General features: G+C 46.2%; 15 protein-coding genes. 12 read left to right on the forward strand and 3 right to left on the reverse strand.

The window, feature by feature from the left end:
* Positions 1-56: 56 nt before the first annotated feature.
* On the reverse strand, positions 57-848 hold the full coding sequence (locus WR49_RS17260) for a sporulation protein (protein WP_046224841.1): 792 nt from the start codon (positions 846-848) through the stop codon (positions 57-59).
* Positions 849-1,131: 283 nt separating this feature from the next.
* Between WR49_RS17260 and WR49_RS21530 the strand changes: the two genes are divergently transcribed.
* The 6 genes from WR49_RS21530 to WR49_RS17285 all read left to right on the forward strand — a co-directional run bounded on the left by WR49_RS21530 (position 1,132) and on the right by WR49_RS17285 (position 6,236).
* Positions 1,132-1,299: a hypothetical protein gene (locus tag WR49_RS21530; protein WP_017055434.1), complete on the forward strand. Its 168-nt coding sequence runs from the start codon at positions 1,132-1,134 to the stop codon at positions 1,297-1,299.
* Positions 1,300-1,430: 131 nt separating this feature from the next.
* Positions 1,431-1,694, forward strand: a complete 264-nt coding sequence (locus WR49_RS17265; protein ID WP_017055435.1) for a YihD family protein — start codon at positions 1,431-1,433, stop codon at positions 1,692-1,694.
* A 328-nt stretch (positions 1,695-2,022) separates the two neighbouring features.
* Entirely contained in the window at positions 2,023-3,441 is a 1,419-nt protein-coding gene (gene ccoG / locus WR49_RS17270) for a cytochrome c oxidase accessory protein CcoG (RefSeq protein WP_046224842.1), read from the forward strand.
* A 73-nt stretch (positions 3,442-3,514) separates the two neighbouring features.
* The gene (locus WR49_RS17275) at positions 3,515-4,501 is read left to right on the forward strand and encodes a serine/threonine protein kinase (protein ID WP_046224843.1); all 987 of its coding nucleotides are present in this window, start codon (positions 3,515-3,517) and stop codon (positions 4,499-4,501) included.
* Between the two features lie 55 nt (positions 4,502-4,556).
* A complete protein-coding gene (locus tag WR49_RS17280) occupies positions 4,557-5,156 on the forward strand; it encodes a thiol:disulfide interchange protein DsbA/DsbL (protein ID WP_017055438.1) in 600 nt (199 codons plus the stop codon).
* Positions 5,157-5,279: 123 nt separating this feature from the next.
* Positions 5,280-6,236 carry a DUF2860 domain-containing protein gene (locus tag WR49_RS17285; RefSeq protein WP_046224844.1) on the forward strand — a complete coding sequence of 319 codons (957 nt, stop codon included), beginning with the start codon at positions 5,280-5,282 and terminating at the stop codon, positions 6,234-6,236.
* A gap of 69 nt (positions 6,237-6,305) precedes the next feature.
* Here the strand turns inward: WR49_RS17285 and WR49_RS17290 are convergent, their stop codons facing one another.
* Positions 6,306-7,829, reverse strand: a complete 1,524-nt coding sequence (locus WR49_RS17290; protein WP_046224845.1) for a YifB family Mg chelatase-like AAA ATPase — start codon at positions 7,827-7,829, stop codon at positions 6,306-6,308.
* A gap of 471 nt (positions 7,830-8,300) precedes the next feature.
* On the opposite strand from WR49_RS17290, the gene ilvG reads away from it, so the two are divergent.
* The 5 genes from ilvG to ilvA are packed head-to-tail and all read left to right on the forward strand — an operon-like array spanning position 8,301 to position 14,637.
* Positions 8,301-9,947, forward strand: a complete 1,647-nt coding sequence (ilvG, locus tag WR49_RS17295; RefSeq protein ID WP_046224846.1) for an acetolactate synthase 2 catalytic subunit — start codon at positions 8,301-8,303, stop codon at positions 9,945-9,947.
* A 1-nt stretch (position 9,948) separates the two neighbouring features.
* The gene (gene ilvM, locus WR49_RS17300) at positions 9,949-10,233 is read left to right on the forward strand and encodes an acetolactate synthase 2 small subunit (protein WP_017055442.1); all 285 of its coding nucleotides are present in this window, start codon (positions 9,949-9,951) and stop codon (positions 10,231-10,233) included.
* Between the two features lie 12 nt (positions 10,234-10,245).
* The gene (locus WR49_RS17305; protein WP_046224847.1) at positions 10,246-11,214 is read left to right on the forward strand and encodes a branched-chain amino acid transaminase; all 969 of its coding nucleotides are present in this window, start codon (positions 10,246-10,248) and stop codon (positions 11,212-11,214) included.
* 33 nt (positions 11,215-11,247) lie between these two features.
* Positions 11,248-13,089, forward strand: a complete 1,842-nt coding sequence (gene ilvD / locus WR49_RS17310) for a dihydroxy-acid dehydratase (protein WP_046224848.1) — start codon at positions 11,248-11,250, stop codon at positions 13,087-13,089.
* 3 nt (positions 13,090-13,092) lie between these two features.
* A complete protein-coding gene (gene ilvA / locus WR49_RS17315) occupies positions 13,093-14,637 on the forward strand; it encodes a threonine ammonia-lyase, biosynthetic (protein WP_046224849.1) in 1,545 nt (514 codons plus the stop codon).
* Positions 14,638-14,737: 100 nt separating this feature from the next.
* On the opposite strand, the gene punR is transcribed toward ilvA, so the two are convergent.
* Positions 14,738-15,652: a DNA-binding transcriptional activator PunR gene (gene punR / locus WR49_RS17320; RefSeq protein ID WP_017055446.1), complete on the reverse strand. Its 915-nt coding sequence runs from the start codon at positions 15,650-15,652 to the stop codon at positions 14,738-14,740.
* A gap of 163 nt (positions 15,653-15,815) precedes the next feature.
* Here punR and punC point away from each other — a divergent pair, with 163 nt between their 5' ends.
* The gene (punC, locus tag WR49_RS17325; protein ID WP_046224850.1) at positions 15,816-17,027 is read left to right on the forward strand and encodes a purine nucleoside transporter PunC; all 1,212 of its coding nucleotides are present in this window, start codon (positions 15,816-15,818) and stop codon (positions 17,025-17,027) included.
* Positions 17,028-17,077: the final 50 nt, after the last annotated feature.

The raw sequence follows: 17,077 nt of genomic DNA on the forward strand, positions 1-17,077 counted from the left end.
CGCCTAAACTGTGTGATGAGGGTTGGCTCTCTATAGCTAAAGAACCAAAGAGCTGACTAAGAGGCGCTATCTAAATACTCAAGCACCATCTTGCCGGCTTCTTCCGGTGAGGTATCCAATGGCACACTCAATTGACGCTGTAGCTGGCCCACTCCTAATAAACTCGCCAGCATGCCTTTGGCACCGTCGCGATTGCGGTCTATCTCAAACCACAACTTAAGCTCAGTTTCATCACGATGGGCAACAACCTCAAGTTCACGCCAGCGACCATGATAAGGCCCCGTCGTCGGAACAAACTCGAACTCTTGTACAAACGGCAATTCAAAGCCTTCTACCGCTTCACACTCCACTTGGCGAATGCGCAGCCCATGAGCTTCAAGTTCGTTAAAAATGCCATCAAGGAGTGCATCTGGGCGAACCGTTAAGGTGTCTTTATCCGATGGGTCAATTGCCATCGCAATATCGAGCCCGGTTTCCAGCCACACCTTTGAATCACCAATCGTGACCGGTGTATTAAGCGGTACATCAAACTCACATTCAAAGTCACGGGTTTCACCCGGCTGAATAACAAAGGCATACGGCAGGCTCCATTTGGCCAACGAGTACGTCTGGTGCATTCGGCGTTTATGACCACCTTCTTGCTTTTGCGAGTTCATGGTGACCTCTTTAACGTAACGGCAGCATAAGCTAAGATCAATATTGTCTATCTCCTGTGGCTGCGCGCCACCATACACATGCACAATAATGCTCGCCTTTTGCCCTGGATAAAGCACTTCCTGCTGCAATACAGAATCCACCTTGGCAGACCCAATACCAAAACTTGCTAACGTTTTCTTTAAGAACGACATATGCACCTCCTTTAAAACATCATCTTAAGCCTGAAAGAGGTTCAAACTCAAATATACTGCTCACACTATTTTAGCTCTAATATTGTCTATTTATCACACAGGCGTCGATCGATAACTTAGATAGTGATAGTCTAGGCTCTGATATGCATGCATATCATTATCCTGATTTATTATTCGGATTGGCGAAAGCCAGACGAGTGACTCTTCAAGCAATTGAGGCGGATCTCATGGTAAATCAGGCCATTAGATTGGCAATGGATATGCCTGACCGTTAGGTAACTTAATGCGCCCAACAGCTGTCAGGTTCTCGCAGACCAACCGCAGTGCGATGCGTCGTCGTAGTGGCTTTGCTGCTGCTCCAACGGCAAAAAAAATGGCTCCAACAATGACTCTAGTTGAGAAGACTGCTTTATTAGCACCGACTACAACAAAAGTGATTAAAGCCGCTTAACAAAAAGCGCAGTTTTTACTGCGCTTTTTTATTATCCAGTCCCATCTTGAAATGTGTTTACACATTGGTATTCCCGATTCAATTTGATACTTTACCCATAAATCATTATAAAATTTGTGGAGAAATAAAGTATGAAGTGTCACCGCATTGAAGAACTGCTTGAACTGATGGAGCCTGAGTGGCAGAAAGATCAAGAGCTTAACCTATTAGAGTTCATCATTAAGCTATCAAAAGAAGCGGGCTATCAAGGCAAGCTTGAAGAACTGACTGACGATGTTCTTATCTACCATCTAAAAATGCGCAACAGCGGAAAAGATGAAATGATCCCAGGCCTAAAAAAAGACCAAGAAGATGATTTCAAAACCGCCATTCTAAAAGCACGCGGCCTCCTTTAATTATCTCTATTGCTTTAGTGTTATAACTACCTTACAGATAAAAAACTCAATGAAAAAAGCGATCACTTGGCCGCTTTTTTATTTCTGTTCGCTATTTTTTCGTCACAACTGTTATGACTTTTGTTGTTAAAGGTTGATAGCGTTAAAGAAATGAGAACAAGATTGTCGCTATAATCGCCCCCATAAGAATCTTCTAAAATAATAAGAGTGAGTGTGATAACAACAAATGCACCAAACTCAATTTCTACAGGTTCTCTAAACCATACTTTAAAGTAATGTCGTCAATACCCTATTTAACCGGGTATACATGCCACAAAAAGGATATTCCATGAGTCAGGATAAAATCGATATCAAAGATGTGACTCCTAAAACCTTTAATCCAAAAACACATAAAGGTAATGGAGATCGATTTAACCCAAGTAACCGAATCTATGTGCGAGAAAGCAAAGGTAAATTCCAACAGTTGCGTCGTTACGGCGGTTGGTTCTTACTTTTACTTTTTACGCTTATCCCATGGATTTCATTTGGTGAGCGACAAGCGATCTTGCTCGATATCGGCAGCCAACAGTTCAACTTCTTTGGCACCACGCTATACCCACAAGATCTCACCCTGCTGGCGATCCTCTTCATGATTGCTGCATTTGGTCTGTTCTTTATCACCACCTTTTTAGGCCGGGTTTGGTGTGGCTACCTTTGCCCTCAAACCGTCTGGACCTTTATGTATATCTGGTTTGAAGAGAAACTGGAAGGTGCTGCCAATAAGCGGAGAAAACAAGACTCGGGTAAACTGACGAGCAACTTAATCCTCAGAAAAACCCTCAAACACATTGCATGGTGGGCGATTGCCATTGCGACGGGCTTAACCTTTGTTGGTTACTTCATCCCAATCAAAGAGCTAGTGGTTGGCTTCTTTACCTTTAACTCGTCTTTCTGGCCGGTGTTTTGGGTACTGTTCTTTGCTGGGTGTACTTATGCCAATGCAGGTTGGATGCGTTCAATTGTTTGTCTGCACATGTGTCCTTACGCGCGTTTCCAATCGGCAATGTTCGATAAAGACACCTTCATCGTTGGTTACAACACCGAGCGCGGTGAAAGCCGTGGCCCTCGCTCTCGTAAAGCCGATCCAAAAGAGCTTGGTCTAGGCGACTGTATTGACTGTAACCTGTGTGTTCAAGTGTGCCCGACGGGTATCGATATCCGTGATGGCCTGCAATACGAATGTATTAACTGCGGCGCGTGTATTGATGCCTGTGACAACACCATGGAGCGTATGGGTTACGAGAAAGGCCTGATCAGCTACACCACAGAACACAGGTTGGAAGGACACTCAACCAAAGTCATGCGTCCTAAGCTGCTAGGCTACGGAGCCATATTGATACTTATGCTGGGTTTGTTCTTTGCACAGATAGCGAGTGTTGACCCTGCAGGCTTAAGCGTTCTGCGAGATAGAAACCAGCTATTTAAAATCAATAGCCAAGGGCTTGTCGAAAATACTTACAACTTGAAAGTAATCAACAAAACTCAGCAAAAGCAAGAATACAAGCTCGATGTTAGTGGGCTACCAGACTCTATCTGGTACGGTAAACAAACCATTACCGTAGAGCCAGGTGAAGTTTTAAACCTTCCTATCAGCTTAGGCGTCGATCCAGAAAAACTGAGCTCACCAGTTTCGACAATTCAGTTTATACTCTCGGATAATGAAGAGTTTACGATGGAAGTCGAAAGCCGCTTTATCAAGAAGCTCTGATACCAGCCACCTAGTGCTTGGTATAACACCCCAATAAATGGAAAAAGGCTCAGTAATGAGCCTTTTTTATTCTATGACGATGCAAGCCTTTAACTTTGATAACCTGACTCCTGACTTCATGTGGTACGCACTGGAGAGCATCGGAGTTCGCACTGAATCCGGGCTTCTCGCTCTCAACAGTTACGAAAACCGGGTATATCAATTCATCGATGAAGACCGTAAACGCTACGTGGTTAAATTTTATCGCCCGCAGCGCTGGAACACAGCGCAGATCCAAGAAGAGCACGATTTCGCGTTAGAGCTGATCGAACAAGAGTTACCGGTTGCTCCACCTATGCGAATCAACGGCGCAACCTTACATGAATATCAAGGCTATCTATTCGCACTATTTGAAAGTGTCGGTGGCAGACAGTATGAAGTCGACAATCTAGATCAATTAGAAGGCGTAGGACGTTTTCTTGGTCGTATTCATAAAGCGAGTGCCGGAAGAGCATTCCAGCATCGTCCGACCATCAGCTTAGATGAGTATCTTTATCAGCCTCGTAAGATTCTAGAGAACTCTCAGTTTATCCCGACACACCTGGAGAACGCGTTCTTCAATGACGTCGATCTTCTAATTAAAGAGTTGGAGAGCCAATGGCCGAGCAATATTGAGAATATCCGCCTACATGGTGACTGCCACCCAGGTAATATTCTGTGGCGTGACGGGCCAATGTTCGTCGATCTTGATGACGCACGAAACGGCCCTGCGATACAAGATCTGTGGATGCTGCTTAATGGTGAACGCCAAGATAAGCTAATGCAACTGGATATTCTGCTAGAGAGTTATCAAGAATTTTGCGATTTTAATACCGCGCAACTGAAACTAATCGAACCACTACGTGGTCTACGTATGGTGCATTACATGGCATGGTTGGCAAAACGATGGCACGATCCGGCGTTTCCTCTGGCCTTCCCGTGGTTTAATGACCCGAAATATTGGGAGCAACAAGTACTTGCTTGTAAAGAGCAAATTGCTACCCTGCAAGAGCCACCACTTTCGTTAATGCCTCAGTGGTAACCGCAATCGCAACATACAACTAGATAAAAATTCAAACATAATGGAGATTGGATAAATGAAAAAGCTATTCGCATTTTTCTCATTGATCATGTTGAGCCTTTCCGCTCACGCGGCGAAATTTAACGAAGGTGAACACTACAAAGTTCTCGATCTAGAAGCATCAAAAAAACCAATGGTGACAGAGTTCTTCTCTTTTTACTGCCCACACTGTAATAGCTTTGAGCCTATCATCCAGCAGCTAAAACAACAGCTACCTGCAAACGCTAAACTGCAGAAGAACCATGTTTCATTCATGGGTGGCAACATGGGTATGCCAATGAGTAAAGCTTACGCGACGATGATTGCACTGAAAGTGGAAGACAAAATGGTACCCGTGATGTTTAACCGCATCCACAACATGAACAAGCCACCACGCGATGAAGCGGAACTGCGTCAAATCTTTTTAGATGAAGGTATCAACGCGAAGAAATTTGACGCGGCGTACAACGGCTTTGCAGTTGATTCAATGGTTCGCCGTTTCGATAAAGCATTCAAAGATAGCGGCCTTTCAGGCGTACCAGCAGTCGTGGTTAACAACCGTTACCTAATAGACGCTCAAGGTATCAGTTCTCTCGATGAGTACTTCGAGCTGGTGAACTTCTTATTGAAGAAATAAGGTTTAATAAAGGAAGCTTCGGCTTCCTTTTTTTGCTTGTTCAAAAATCATCATTGATAAATAATTAACCTGGAAATTTAAAGCTATACTGCTATTAAGAACCGGTTGGCAAGGAGCCCTTGAATGAAAATAAAAATAACTCTCTTGGCATTGAGTATTGCGGCTTCTCCCGCTTTTGCCAAGCTTGCAGACCAACAAGGTTTCAGTGGTGAAATCTCTATCAATACCGGGGTTGCCTCTTCCACCTCAAACTTTAATACCGATGCTGATAGCAATCTTTCATCCATAGATCAGAAGGCTTCTTCGGAAAGCTCATTTCTGATTGCTCCTTTAGGTAACCTTGCTTACACCTTTGGTGAAAAGTTGAACCATCAAGTTTACACGGGTACGGCACGTGATGACGTAGCAACAGGTACCGTGGTGCTTGAAGTGGGTTATAAATACCAACTTGAATCTGGCATGGTGATCGATGCTTCTATTCTGCCAACCATTATGTCTGATGAGACTTGGGCTAACCCATACAAAGTTGGAGAAGCTCGTGGCAAAACAGACGAAACCGGTAATGCGTTCCGTCTAAAGCTGGATAGTATTGCTGGCTCTGCGTTCTCTGTCGATATGGCTTTCGGGACCAGAGATGTGGATAACGACCTAGTTGAATACGAAGAACTAAAGCGTGATGCAGATACCTTCTACCTAAAAGGTCAGTACCGCCAACCGATTAACCGCACCATGATGCTGGTTCCGTCTTTGATTTATCAATCAACAGACGCTGAAGGCGGTGCAGACTCATTCGAGCAATTCGGGGGAGAAGTCAGTTTATTTGGTGGCACGGGCCGTCACCAGTACGCGCTAACAGCGGGTTACAGCCAACGCTCTTACGATGCAAGCAACCCGATCTACGACAAGAAGCGTAACGACGACAACATCAATCTATTCGCCACGTATGAATATGAACAGTTCATGGACTGGGAAAACTGGTCGTTTGTTGCTCTTGCAGGTTACGGTACTAGCGACTCGAACATTACCTTCTACGATGAGTCACAATACATCGCTTCAGTTGGTTTGAACTACAAGTTCTAATCACTGCTAACTCATAGCAACCAGCCTGAATAACCAAAGCCTGCACACAAGCAGGCTTTCTATTTACTACTACACAGCTTGAGCCGTGAGTTGCTTCAACAATCGGTCCATCGCTCGATAGCCCAGCGCCTCAGATAAATGCTTCTTTTCGATCTGCTCGTTACCGTCAAGGTCGGCAATGGTTCGTGCCACCTTAATGATTCGGTGATAAGCACGAATCGATAAACCCAACCGATGCAGCGCGGTTTCCAGAAACTCCGCATCTTCACGTCGCAGTGGGCAATACTTTTCAATTTCTCGACTGCCGAGCAAAGCATTCGATTTATGATTTCTAGATAGCATCAACTGACGAGCTTGTTTAACTCGGAGTTTAACCACTTGGGTCGTTTCTCCACGCTCCCCTCCTTCAGCAAGCATTCCTTTAGGTAACAAAGGGATCTCTAATGACATATCAAATCGATCAAGTAATGGTCCCGACAAGCGATTGAGATAACGCAGGATGAGCTGTGGGTTAGCCCGCGCTTGATTTCCCTCGTAGTAACCCGTAGGGCTTGGGTTGAGTGCACCGACTAATTGAAAGCGCGCAGGAAAACGAGTCTTACCCGCCGCGCGCGAAATGATTATCTCGCCCGACTCTAGTGGCTCTCGCAATGAATCAAGCACTTTGCGCTCAAACTCCGGCATCTCATCCAAGAACAATAAACCGTTATGCGCCAAAGAAATCTCTCCGGGGCGAGGCACTGAGCCACCACCCACCAATGCCGCCATTGAGCTTGAATGGTGAGGAGATCGAAAAGGTCGTTGCTTCCAGTTGTATTGATTAATCTCTTGTTGCGTTAACGAGGCCACCGAAGCGGTTTCCATTGCCTCGTCATCACTCATTTCAGGTAGCAAGTCACGCAGTCGAGAAGCGAGCATGGTTTTCCCCGTCCCAGGAGGACCAAGGAAAAGCAAGTTATGGTTTCCAGCTGCTGCTATCTCTAAGGCGCGCTTGCCTTGTTGTTGGCCAATAATATCTTGTAAATCACGATTATCAGACACGTCAACGTGATGATGCTCCGTTCGATACAAGCCAAGCTGAGCCTGCCCACACATATCGGCACAAACCTCCAATAACGTTTGTGCCGATTTATGTGCCCCTTTTCCAACCAAGGCCGCCTGGTCACCGTTGTGGTGTGGAACCACCAAACATCGCTCAACACTGTCGGCCGCCAATGTGGCTGGCAACACTCCTTTGACTGAACGTAACTCTCCAGACAACGCCAACTCACCGATAAATTCATGTTGCGCTATTTTTGACGTAGGCAGCTGATCGGACGCCACTAAGATACCGAGCGCGATTGGCAGGTCGAAACGGCCCCCTTCTTTAGGTAAATCGGCGGGAGCGAGGTTGACCGTGATTCTTTTTGATGGGAATTCAAAACGAGAATTGATGATGGCGCTTCTGACTCGGTCTTTGGATTCCTTGACCGTTGTTTCAGGCAGACCCACCAACGTAAAACCGGGCATTCCATTGCTTATATGGACCTCAACGGTCACCTCTGGCGCTTCTACACCCACACTAGCTCGGCTATGAATTATCGCGAGTCCCATAACTTTCCTTTGTCTTTGATTTAAAAGTATTCGCTCTGGATATTCGTTGTACACCAAAGCTATCAAGTTGTTATATAGCTTGGTGGAATGGTGTTTTAATGTGAAAAAAGAATGACATTTTCCTTGTCATACAACAGATTTGTGTGATAACACTAGAGATGTAGACATTTACTGAAGACAATAAACGAGAAAACTCGAATTTTATGATTTTTAACGCTCGCATTTACGCACTGATTAACCTGATTATCGTAGTCATTATTGAGACTGCGCGGGGGCGAGTGGGAAAAAAGTAACCACGAATTAGAAAAAACCCCCGCACTGAAAAGTTCGGGGGTTTTTTCTAATTTAACGGCTCAATTTTTATAATTTTATTATTTTCGGCTTTGCCGATTTACAGGAAGAATGGGAGCACAAGATGTGCAGAGACAATGGAAACAGTTACCAAAATAAAGGTAATACGGAGGAACTACGATGAAAGGCGCAGAACTAGTCGTATCCGCACTCAAGCAACAAGGCATTGAGACCGTATTTGGTTACCCAGGTGGTGCCATCATGCCAATCTACGATGCACTCTATGACGGCGGGGTTGAACATATCCTATGTCGCCATGAGCAAGGCGCTGCTATGGCCGCGATCGGCATGGCTCGAGCAACACAAGACGTCGCGGTTTGCATGGCAACCTCAGGCCCAGGCGCAACTAACTTAGTTACTGGCCTTGCTGACGCCTTTATGGATTCCATCCCACTCGTTGCTATCACAGGCCAAGTTGCTAGCTCCCACATAGGCACCGATGCATTCCAAGAAATGGATGTGATTGGTATGTCTTTGTCATGCACTAAACACAGCTACCTCGTTACCGACATTGAAGATCTTGCGCCAACATTAACTGAAGCATTCATCGTTGCAAAAGCAGGACGTCCCGGTCCGGTTATTGTCGATATCGCTAAAGATGTTCAATTGGCAGAAGCACCTGTTAACACTCTCCCTGAATTTACTCCACCAGCCATTCCTGTTGCGACAACCGATGCCATTGAGCAGGCACAATACTTTTTGTCTCAAGCGACCCGTCCTGTTTTATATGTAGGTGGTGGTGTTCAACTGGCTAAAGCGACGGACTCTGTTCGTGAGTTCTTACGCCTTAACCCAATGCCAGCAGTAAGCACACTGAAAGGCTTGGGTACCATCGAACGTGACGACCCACACTATCTTGGTATGCTAGGTATGCACGGCACCAAAGCTGCTAACCTAGTGGTTCAAGAGAGCGATCTGCTGATTGTTGTTGGCGCTCGTTTCGATGATCGGGTAACCGGAAAACTTGATACCTTTGCACCGCACGCGAAGGTTATTCATATCGATATCGATGCGGCAGAGTTCAGTAAACTGCGTCTGGCCGATGCACCAATTCGTGGTGACATCAACAAAATCATGCCTCAGTTGGAACTAAGCCAAGACATCTCATCTTGGGTCCACCACTCTGAAGGGCTACGCAGTTCATTCAAGTGGCGCTACGATCACCCAGGCGATCTGATATTTGCTCCACTACTGTTAAAACAACTGTCAGACATGATGCCAGCAAGCTCTATCGTTTCAACCGATGTGGGCCAACACCAAATGTGGGCAGCTCAACACATTCAGCCTCGCGATCCACAAAACTTCATCACCTCTGCCGGTTTAGGCACCATGGGCTTTGGCTTGCCCGCTGCAATGGGTGCATCGGTTGGCCGTCCTGATGACCAATCAATTCTTATCTCTGGTGATGGCTCGTTCATGATGAACGTGCAAGAGCTTGGCACGCTGAAACGCCGTCAGATCCCAGTAAAGATGGTGCTTCTAAATAACTCTCGCTTGGGCATGGTTCGCCAATGGCAATCACTGTTCTTTGATGGCCGCCACAGTGAAACCATCTTGGATGACAACCCAGATTTCGTAATGCTCGCAAAAGCATTCGATATCCCAGGCAAAACCATCACGCGTAAAGAAGAAGTAGGGCCAGCACTGAAAGAGATGCTAGAGAGCAAAACCGCTTACCTACTTCATGTTCTTATCGATGAAGAAGAAAACGTATGGCCACTAGTACCGCCAGGTGCTTCGAACAGTGAGATGTTGGAGAACACATAACATGAAAAGATACCTATTAGACATCAAAGCCGATGATAAGCCTGTACTACTAGAGCGTGTTCTTCGTGTTATCCGCCACCGTGGCTTTATAGTTAAGCAAGTCGCGGGCACTCAAAACCACGAAAGCAAAGTGGCAAGTGTTGAGATCATTGTCGACAGTGACCGTCCGATATCTTTCTTAGTCAATCAAATCGAAAAGCTGTGGGATGTGCGTACCGTTGACGTTATCTCAATCAGCCGTAATGAATTGCCAAACAACAACTTACAACAAAAGATAAACGCATAAGGAACCGCAAACATGACAGCTAAAACGGCAGACTATATTTGGTTTAACGGTGAAATGGTTCCTTGGGCAGAGGCGAACGTTCACGTCCTGACTCACGCAATGCACTACGGTACTTCTGTGTTTGAAGGTGTTCGTTGTTACAACACGCCAAAGGGGCCGGTTATCTTCCGTCACCCAGAGCATGCAAGACGACTAAAAGACTCAGCGAAAATCTACCGCTTCCCTATTCCTTTTACTGAGGAAGAAATTATGGAAGCGACTCGCGAAACGCTACGTCAAAATAAACTAGAGTCAGCGTACATCCGCCCTCTCGGTTTTGTCGGTAACGTGGGCTTGGGCGTATGCCCACCAGAAAACACTGAGATGGAACTGATCATCGCTGCTTTCCCTTGGGGTTCTTATCTAGGCGAAGAAGCGCTAGAAAATGGCGTTGATGCGATGATTTCTAGCTGGAACCGTGCAGCGCCAAACACCATCCCAACCGCAGCAAAAGCCGGTGGTAACTACCTATCTTCACTACTGGTTGGTGGTGAAGCGCGTCGTCATGGTTACGATGAAGGTATCGCGCTAAGTGTCGATGGTTATCTTTCTGAAGGCGCAGGTGAGAATATCTTTGTGGTACGTAACGGCGTGCTATCAACGCCACCAGCAACCAGCGCGATTCTACCAGGTATCACTCGTGACTCTATCATGACGCTAGCAAAAGACATGGGGTATGAAATCCGTGAAGAGAACATTGCTCGTGAAGCGCTATACCTTGCCGATGAAGTATTCATGACAGGTACAGCAGCAGAAATCGTTCCGGTTCGCAGCGTAGACAAAATTACAGTAGGTGAAGGCAAACGCGGTCCTATCACTGAAAAAGTTCAAGCGGCTTACTTTGGTCTATTCAATGGAACCACTGAAGATAAGTGGGGCTGGTTAGATTATGTTTACCCAGCAGACCACACTTCAGAAAACCAAACGCAAACAGCTAAGTAAGCAACAGCCAAATATTTTATAAGGATTTAAGCAATGCCAATCTATCGTTCAGCAACGACTACCCACGGACGCAACATGGCTGGTGCGCGCGCTTTATGGCGTGCAACTGGCGTTAAAGATGATGACTTCGGTAAGCCAATCATCGCAGTTGTAAACTCTTTCACTCAATTTGTACCAGGCCACGTTCACCTTAAAGACATGGGTCAACTGGTTGCGGGTGAAATCGAAAAAGCAGGCGGTATCGCTAAAGAATTCAACACCATCGCAGTTGATGATGGTATCGCAATGGGCCATGGCGGCATGCTGTACTCACTACCATCACGTGAGCTTATCGCGGATTCAGTAGAGTACATGGTCAATGCACACTGTGCAGATGCGATGGTGTGTATCTCGAACTGTGACAAAATTACTCCGGGAATGATGATGGCCGCAATGCGTCTTAACATCCCAGTGATCTTTGTATCTGGCGGCCCAATGGAAGCAGGTAAAACCAAGCTTTCAGATCAAATCATCAAGCTAGACCTTGTGGATGCCATGATTCAAGGTGCCGATCCAACGATTTCAGATGAGCAAAGTGAACAAGTAGAACGCTCTGCGTGTCCAACCTGTGGCTCTTGTTCAGGCATGTTCACGGCAAACTCAATGAACTGTCTAACCGAAGCACTTGGCCTATCTCAACCTGGTAACGGTTCTATGCTAGCAACGCACGCCGATCGTGAAGCGCTATTCATCAATGCAGGTAAGCGCATAGTTGAGCTAACTAAGCGTTATTACGAGCAAGATGACGAATCAGCACTGCCGCGCAATATTGCTAACCGCGCAGCATTTGAAAACGCGATGGCACTGGATATCGCAATGGGCGGTTCTAGTAACACCGTTCTTCACCTATTGGCTTCAGCTCAAGAAGGTGAGATTGATTTTGATATGGGTGATATCGACGAGATGTCTCGCCGCGTTCCACACCTATGTAAGGTTGCGCCTTCAACACCTAAATACCACATGGAAGACGTTCACCGTGCTGGTGGCGTAATGGCTATCTTAGGTGAGCTTGATCGTGCCGGTCTATTGAACAACCAAACTCGCACCGTTCTTGGTCTAAGCATGCAAGAGCAACTTGCTCAATACGACATCATGCAGACAGAAGACGAAGCCGTGCTTAAGTTCTTCCGCGCTGGCCCTGCTGGTATCCGTACTACCAAGGCATTCTCACAAGATTGCCGTTGGGATCGCCTTGATGATGACCGCGTCGATGGTTGTATTCGTACCAAAGAGAACGCATTCAGCCAAGAAGGTGGTCTAGCGGTACTTTCAGGTAACATCGCCGTTGATGGTTGTATCATTAAAACTGCGGGTGTTGATGAAGAAAACCTTAAATTCCAAGGCCCTGCTATCGTATTTGAAAGCCAAGACAGTGCCGTTGATGGCATCTTAGGCGGCAAAGTAAAAGCGGGCGAAGTGGTTGTTATTCGTTACGAAGGTCCTAAAGGTGGTCCGGGCATGCAAGAAATGCTTTACCCAACCACTTACCTAAAATCGATGGGCCTAGGCAAGTCTTGTGCACTGCTAACAGATGGTCGTTTCTCTGGTGGTACATCGGGTCTGTCTATCGGTCACGCTTCTCCAGAAGCAGCCAGTGGCGGTGTAATTGGCCTAGTGAATACTGGCGACATCATCACTATCGACATCCCAAGCCGTTCAATCACACTTGATGTACCTGAAGCTGAACTTGAAGCGCGTCGTGTTAAACAAGACGAACTAGGCTGGAAACCAGAAAACCGTCAGCGTGAAGTGTCTTTCGCACTGAAGGCTTACGCAAGCATGGCGACCAGTGCTGACAAAGGCGCTGTTCGTGATAAGTCTAAGCTTGAGGGCTAATCTATGAGTGATGACTCGGTCAGCCCCCAACAACAAACTGGCGCAGATTACCTGCGTCAGATCTTGAGAGCCCCCGTTTACGAAGCGGCAATCGTAACACCTCTACAAGATATGCCACGTCTAAGCGCTCGTATCGGTAATCAGGTTCAGCTAAAGCGAGAAGACCGTCAACCAGTCCACTCGTTCAAGCTGCGTGGTGCCTACAACATGGTATCAAGTCTTTCAGATCAACAAAAAGCTGCTGGAGTAATTGCTGCATCAGCGGGTAATCACGCTCAAGGTATGGCGCTGTCTGGTTCTAAACTGGGCATTCAGACCACGATTGTGATGCCAAAAACCACGCCAGATATCAAGGTTGATGCGGTACGTGGCTTTGGCGGTAACGTGGTTCTGCACGGCAGCAACTTTGATGAAGCCAAGGCAGAAGCCGAGCGTCTTTCTGCTGAACATGGCTTTACCTTTGTACCTCCTTTCGATCACCCGCTGGTGATTGCAGGCCAAGGCACCATGGGCATGGAAATGCTTCAACAGAATGGTCACATGGATTACATCTTTGTGCCGGTTGGTGGTGGTGGCTTAGCTGCGGGTGTTGCTGTATTGGTAAAACAGCTAATGCCAGAGATTAAAGTCATTGCAGTAGAACCAGAAGATTCGGCTTGCTTGAAAGCGGCTCTCGATGCTGGTGAACCTGTAGTACTGGATCAGGTCAGCATGTTTGCCGATGGCGTTGCGGTTAAACGCATTGGTGAAGAGACCTTCCGCCTATGTCAGCAGTACATCGATGGCCACATTGCCGTCTCTAGTGATGAGATCTGCTCTGCGGTGAAAGATATCTTTGAAGACACGCGTGCGATTGCTGAACCTTCAGGAGCGCTTGCTCTGGCTGGCTTGAAGAAGTTTGCTGAGCAGAACCAACTGCAAGACAAGCAATTGGCAACGGTACTGTCTGGTGCTAACACCAACTTCCACGGTCTGCGTTATGTCTCTGAACGTTGTGAGCTGGGTGAGAAGCGAGAAGGTCTACTTGCTGTGACGATTCCAGAGCGACAAGGGGCATTCCTAGAGTTCTGTAATATTATTGGTGGTCGAGCGGTGACTGAGTTTAACTACCGCCACAACGACGAAAGCCTCGCGAATATCTTCGTTGGTGTACGTCTGCAAGGTGGCCAAGAAGAACTCGAACACATCATCAATGACCTACGAGAAGGTGGCTACCCAGTTGTCGATCTATCTGATGATGAGATGGCAAAACTGCACATTCGTTATATGATTGGCGGTAAACCATCAAAACCATTGAAAGAGCGCCTATACAGTTTTGAGTTCCCGGAATACCCAGGTGCCTTAATTAAGTTCCTTGATACCTTAGGTACCCACTGGAACATCAGCTTGTTCAACTATCGTAACCACGGTGCCGATTACGGTCGTGTATTGTGTGGCTTTGAACTAGGTGATAATGATTTAGCTCAGTTCTCGACACACCTCCGAGAGCTTGGTTATCAGTGTAAAGATGAAACCGATAACCCTTCCTACAAGTTCTTCTTGTCTTAAGAGTTAACGACCGAATCAAAAAAGAGCGAGTATTTACTCGCTCTTTTTATTGGTGCTGACTCAGCTCAAGCTTGAAAAGGATCTTCTTGTAAACAGATCATTAGATCGCCTTACGATGATCCAACCAATCTTGGTGAAGCTGTTCACTTGATCCTAGATATTTGACCATCCATTCGATCAATTTATGGTTGTCGTCTTTTCGCCAAACCAAACAGCAATGGCTCTGTGGGCTTGGTTCTGGCAAGATCTTCTCCACCAGCAAACCCTGCTCAATAATAGGCGCAGCGATATGTCTTGGCATGTAGCCCACTCCAACACCGTTCTTAAGACACTCAATCGCACTGTACCAATTAGGTAATAGAAGACGTCTCTGACTCGCATAGTGCCCGGTGTGTCGCTTAGGTAACACACTAGAGGTATCATCCAAACATATTGCTGGATACTGGCTAACGAATTCTTCATTGAGGTTTTGCTCTCTGACACACGGGTGACTTGGTGACATCACAAATGCCCAGTCTAATCTCCCCATATCTTTGACCTCAAAGTCACCACCGACAGGAATCGCGGAAGTGGCACCAATCACGATATCTGCCCTGCCCTGTGCTATCGCTTCCCAAGAGCCATTGAATACCTCCATGTTGATCTGAAGTTCGGCAAACTCAAACGTTTGATAAAACGCTTCAATCATCGGCTTCATTTTGTCGAGCTTAACCACATTATCAAGCGTTAGGCGCAGGGTCTTCTTCCAGCCACGAGCAGCTCGTCGAGTTTGAGCACTAATCTCTTCCATCTGCCTCAGCAACGCACGAGCCTCTTCAATGAACAGTTCACCAGCAGGCGTCAGTTCAACCTTTCTCGGTAAGCGTCTGAAAAGTAAAACATCCAATTCTTGTTCGACCTGTCTAACCCCATAACTGATCGCTGATGGCACTTTGTGCAGTTGCTGTGCCGCAGCAGTAAAACTGCCTAAGCGGGCAACCGTATCGAGCATTTCTAAAGAGGATTTAGAGAACATAAGCCTTCAAATTTTTTGATTGATAACTACATATTTTAGCGTTTTATTTTATCAGTTTTGAAAAATAGAATGTAATGATTAATAAACAGGGGCTTTCAGTCCTTTATATCAAACAATTTTTTTGATGATAAAAACACCACTACTTTTAGTTTAATGGCATTTTATGAATATTTCTAAATTTCAATTGGTCTACCTTGCAGTTCTCTCAATGCTTGGTTTTATTGCGACCGATATGTACCTTCCTGCATTTAAGGCGATGGAGATCGATTTCGCAACAGGCCCCGAACAAATCGCATTGTCGTTAACCGTGTTTCTTGGCGGTATGGCAATGGGTCAGCTTCTTTGGGGACTCGCGAGTGACAAGTACGGTCACCGCAATACGTTAGCCGTTGGCTTAATGCTATTCACTATTGCCTCATTCGGCTTAGCGTTCAGTACTGAGGTCTGGCACTTACTGACACTGCGCTTCATTCAAGCGATCGGGGTGTGCGCTCCCGCTGTAATTTGGCAAGCAATGGTTATCAAGCGCTACTCCCAGAGCAGTAGCCAACAAATTTTTGCGACCATCATGCCTTTAGTGGCGCTATCTCCAGCATTAGCACCTCAATTAGGTGTATTACTCGCGAACAACTTTGGTTGGCACAGTATCTTCATCACATTAACCTTGATGGGTGCATTGTTAGCAGTAACGACAATGGCTCAACCAAAAGAAGCACCTGAGGTCAAACAAACATCGATCAAAACAGACATCAAGATGTTGCTTAAATCAAAGCCTTACATGGGTAATGTGCTGATGTTTGCTTCGGCTTCGGCGGCGTTCTTCGCTTATCTAACTGGTATGCCAGAGATCATGGCTCAACTAGGTTATGAAGCAAAAGACATCGGTCTTAGCTTTATTCCACAGACAATCGCATTCATGGCGGGTGGTTATTTCGGCAAACAAGCTGTGAAGAAATACGGCGATGGTTTGGTACTAAGAAACCTTATTGGCTTGTTCAGTGTTGCTGCGATGCTAATCTTTATCGCATCACAGTGGGAACTGACATCAATCTGGCCTCTATTAGCACCTTTCTGTTTGATTGCTGTAGCGAATGGTGCACTTTACCCAATCGTAGTAAACCGTGCGCTATCAAGTGCTAAGCAAAGCCCGGCAACAGCGGCAGGTCTACAAAACAGCCTGCAAATTACAATTAGTGGCCTCTCAAGCGCACTAGTTGCAGCAATGGCTAGCCAAGCGTTAAGCGCAACAGGTATCGCAGTTGTGATCTGTTTGGGTGCACTGTGGATTGGCTATATTGTTTCGAACAAAGAGCTATCAGAACACTTTGCAACGCCGGATAACTCTCGCGTCGTCACAGAAGAGAAGCAAGACTAGCTTCTAGCTTAATAAAAACCAAAAAGAGCGAGATGACTCGCTCTTTTTTA

This window comes from Vibrio sp. ECSMB14106 (assembly GCF_000972265.1).
In the GTDB taxonomy this organism is placed as follows: domain Bacteria; phylum Pseudomonadota; class Gammaproteobacteria; order Enterobacterales; family Vibrionaceae; genus Vibrio; species Vibrio kanaloae.

Bases quoted from the DNA above. Each gene is read 5' to 3' on its own strand.
- WR49_RS17260 (WP_046224841.1), bottom strand. From the start codon at position 848: ATGTCGTTCTTAAAGAAAACGTTAGCAAGTTTTGGTATTGGGTCTGCC.
- WR49_RS21530 (WP_017055434.1), top strand. From the start codon at position 1,132: ATGCGCCCAACAGCTGTCAGGTTCTCGCAGACCAACCGCAGTGCGATG.
- WR49_RS17265 (WP_017055435.1), top strand. From the start codon at position 1,431: ATGAAGTGTCACCGCATTGAAGAACTGCTTGAACTGATGGAGCCTGAG.
- ccoG (WP_046224842.1), top strand. From the start codon at position 2,023: ATGAGTCAGGATAAAATCGATATCAAAGATGTGACTCCTAAAACCTTT.
- WR49_RS17275 (WP_046224843.1), top strand. From the start codon at position 3,515: ATGACGATGCAAGCCTTTAACTTTGATAACCTGACTCCTGACTTCATG.
- WR49_RS17280 (WP_017055438.1), top strand. From the start codon at position 4,557: ATGAAAAAGCTATTCGCATTTTTCTCATTGATCATGTTGAGCCTTTCC.
- WR49_RS17285 (WP_046224844.1), top strand. From the start codon at position 5,280: ATGAAAATAAAAATAACTCTCTTGGCATTGAGTATTGCGGCTTCTCCC.
- WR49_RS17290 (WP_046224845.1), bottom strand. From the start codon at position 7,829: ATGGGACTCGCGATAATTCATAGCCGAGCTAGTGTGGGTGTAGAAGCG.
- ilvG (WP_046224846.1), top strand. From the start codon at position 8,301: ATGAAAGGCGCAGAACTAGTCGTATCCGCACTCAAGCAACAAGGCATT.
- ilvM (WP_017055442.1), top strand. From the start codon at position 9,949: ATGAAAAGATACCTATTAGACATCAAAGCCGATGATAAGCCTGTACTA.
- WR49_RS17305 (WP_046224847.1), top strand. From the start codon at position 10,246: ATGACAGCTAAAACGGCAGACTATATTTGGTTTAACGGTGAAATGGTT.
- ilvD (WP_046224848.1), top strand. From the start codon at position 11,248: ATGCCAATCTATCGTTCAGCAACGACTACCCACGGACGCAACATGGCT.
- ilvA (WP_046224849.1), top strand. From the start codon at position 13,093: ATGAGTGATGACTCGGTCAGCCCCCAACAACAAACTGGCGCAGATTAC.
- punR (WP_017055446.1), bottom strand. From the start codon at position 15,652: ATGTTCTCTAAATCCTCTTTAGAAATGCTCGATACGGTTGCCCGCTTA.
- punC (WP_046224850.1), top strand. From the start codon at position 15,816: ATGAATATTTCTAAATTTCAATTGGTCTACCTTGCAGTTCTCTCAATG.